Source organism: Protofrankia sp. Cas4 (genome assembly GCF_963555915.1).
In the GTDB taxonomy this organism is placed as follows: Bacteria; Actinomycetota; Actinomycetes; order Frankiales; family Frankiaceae; genus Protofrankia.
In genome coordinates this window covers 1-2,604 of record NZ_CAUVXL010000182.1, presented here as the reverse complement: position 1 = coordinate 2,604, position 2,604 = coordinate 1, and the positions used below count along the sequence as shown (strand labels likewise).

The window sequence follows — 2,604 nt, the reverse complement described above, 5'->3', positions numbered from 1 at the left end:
GCTACTACGATCCCGAGACCGCCCGCTACGAATCCACCGACCCCCTCGGCCTGGCCCCCGCACCCAACCCCCACACCTACGTCCCCAACCCCCTGGAATGGCTCGACCCCCTCGGCCTCGCCCCGTACGTCCGTGTATTTAGAGTGGAAGGTCCAAGGAATTCCGACTTGAAGATTCCTGGTAATGTTCGTCTGCATATTGGTATGGATGGAAATGTAACAATTCTAGGTAAAAGTCCGCTTTTTCTTAATTTTGGCAATGAGTCTCGGGCGCAATCGTACCTCCAGCGCCGGCTTGCAGATCCGAGATTCGCCGGCTCGAAACTCAAGTCATTCCAGGTTCCAATATCTTATCTTGATGATCTTCGTGAGTCGAGTGTATCAGAGGACTTGGCAAGGCAATTCCCGGACAGGCCTTTCAGGGTTGACATAAATCAAGGAAATGATCAGTTTGGATTGCGGTCAAACCTATTTTCCGGTCTCTTAGAGGCGATAGTTCCAGGAGGAGGTAGAATCCATTGAACCCCCCTGACGAGCGACGTCATCTTAAGGCTGGTCCATGTGCTGGTGAGGAATCTGCGGGTATGGGGATAATTTTGGTGCGGGCGCGCTGCGATGCCCTGACCGTTTTGAGGCGCTGTCGCGAAGTGCTCATCCCAGTTATCGATCATCAGTCGGACGAATGGCCGTCGATCGCCGAATGGCACCAGTTGCTGCCAGAATGGTTCGTGGCCGCCTGTCCAAAGGAAATGTCGAGCGAACAGGCTGAACAATGGTTGGCATGGCTGCATACCTTGTCCGAGGACGAGCAGGCAGCTGTCCGTCGTCGCAAGGCGTGGGCGTTGGAAGACTGGCTCTACTGGTTGGAGCCGGACCGGCGTCAGTGGTTCTGGTGGGATGCGCAGTTTGACGAGGCGGACACCTTGGATGTGTATGTCGAGGTTATGGATATGCCGGTACCACTTGGCGCATTGGACTGGCTGCTACGTGCAAGTGGGAGTGAGACAATTACTGTACAGTCGCCAGCGTGACTCATGCACGCGGGGTGGCTCCGATGGCCTCGGCGAGGTCCGCTCGAAGCGAATAGACACGTTCGTCAGGAAGCATGACTTCTGCGTCCTTCAAACGGCCAGCATTTACATGGTCTGCAATTGCCCGCATCGTCTGTGTGACGTCGGTGATACTGACAATCCAATCGTTGACGTAAAGTCCTACAGCATTGCCGCCGAGCCCGATCTGGATTGTTCGGTGGTCGAGAGGCTGATGGCACAGGTCGCGTTCGGGATCCCACTGTATGCGTACAGGGGTCTCATGTACTCGTTCCATCCAGACGGCACGGCTCGGGTGAACATCCCGATCGTAATGGCTGAGGCAAGAATGTTCGAGTGCCCAGTGGAATCCATCGCGGGTGATCTCGATGGCGAGAACCTTGTCTTGGTTTGTCTTCGTGGCCCAACCGGATCGATATCCCATCCAGCGGAAGGAAGGTTTGATCCAGGTCATTCGGTCACGTTTGAACGGGGCGACGAAGGTGCCTGCGCCGAGAGCCCGATCGGCGATCTCCGGTGAGTATGCCTGGTAAACTAGGATCGTCTCCGCGGTAAAAAGTGCGCGGATTTCGCGTTGCTGCAAGGGCGCAGATTTCCTTTACCATGAACTCGTGTTGATCTTGTCGATAGCTGGGTGGGTAGCCGGCTGTTCGTAGCCGGGTCTTCAGGATTGGTCCTGGTTGTCCGGGATCGGATCAGGTGGCGGGAGCGGGTTCTTCTTCTTCGTCGGGTATGGGGGTGGCCTGGCGGGCTACCTGTGCGCCGATGGCGGCGGCTTCTAGTTCGGCGGGGTCGTCGGGGTGGCTGACGGTGCCGCCGGGGCCGACGGCGCCGGCGGATTGTTGGACCACGTGGGTGAGTTCGTGTGCGAGCAGGCCGCGGCCGGTCGGGGAGGATGGGTCGAATCGGCCTGGGGCGAAGAAGACGTCGGTGCCGGTGGTGAATGCTTCGGCCTGTACGGCCCGATTCAACGTCGCGGCGGTGCTGTCGGTGTGGACCCGTACCGCTGACAGGTCGGCTTCGAGGTGGCCTTCCATCTCGGCGCGTACGGGCTCTGACAACGGTGATCCTGTACCGCGGCGGGCCTGGATGGTGTCGGCGATTTCCGGGTCGAGTGGTCCGGCTCCTTGGGAGCGCAGGGTGGCGCGGAGCAGTGCCGAACGGCCGGCGGCGGTCGGGTTCTGTGTTCCGCGGAACGCACCGGTCACCTGGCTGTCGTGGACGAGTCTGGCGAACGCGGCGTTACCGGCCATGGACGGCAGGATGTCGTGCGTGGGAGGAGTTTCCGGTGCTCGGCCGACCTCGTTCCGGCGTGCGGTTCCCGCGGCGATCGGGCTGTCCAGGTTGTCGTGTTCCACGGTCGCCCTCCGAAGGGTGCGCGTCAGGCTTGGGTCTTCGGACCCGTCGCACCAGTGTGATTATGGACCATCCCGAGCTGGAAATCACCCTGCGTGGGACGAACGTCGGCGCATCGCAGCCTGCCCGAAAGGGCACGTGTTTCCACTTATGTCACAGTATATTACCCTGCGTATAGGGTTGTGATCGTGTGGCTATAA

4 protein-coding genes are annotated in these 2,604 nt (G+C 59.4%); 2 read left to right on the top strand and 2 right to left on the bottom strand.

All coding sequences use genetic code 11. From position 1 onward, the window contains the following. Positions 1-521: RHS repeat-associated core domain-containing protein (locus U9979_RS16715; RefSeq protein ID WP_322780120.1), on the top strand; the 521-nt coding region annotated here is incomplete at its 5' end. Between the two features lie 62 nt (positions 522-583). Then, a complete protein-coding gene (locus tag U9979_RS16710; RefSeq protein ID WP_322780119.1) occupies positions 584-1,030 on the top strand; it encodes a hypothetical protein in 447 nt (148 codons plus the stop codon). A gap of 1 nt (position 1,031) precedes the next feature. Here U9979_RS16710 and U9979_RS16705 read toward each other — a convergent pair whose 3' ends face one another. Together U9979_RS16705 and U9979_RS16700 are read right to left on the bottom strand one after the other, a co-directional pair. Further along, the gene (locus U9979_RS16705) at positions 1,032-1,631 is read right to left on the bottom strand and encodes a DUF4291 domain-containing protein (RefSeq protein ID WP_322780118.1); all 600 of its coding nucleotides are present in this window, start codon (positions 1,629-1,631) and stop codon (positions 1,032-1,034) included. Positions 1,632-1,743: 112 nt separating this feature from the next. Next, positions 1,744-2,406: a DUF4157 domain-containing protein gene (locus tag U9979_RS16700; protein ID WP_322780117.1), complete on the bottom strand. Its 663-nt coding sequence runs from the start codon at positions 2,404-2,406 to the stop codon at positions 1,744-1,746. Positions 2,407-2,604 lie beyond the last annotated feature (198 nt).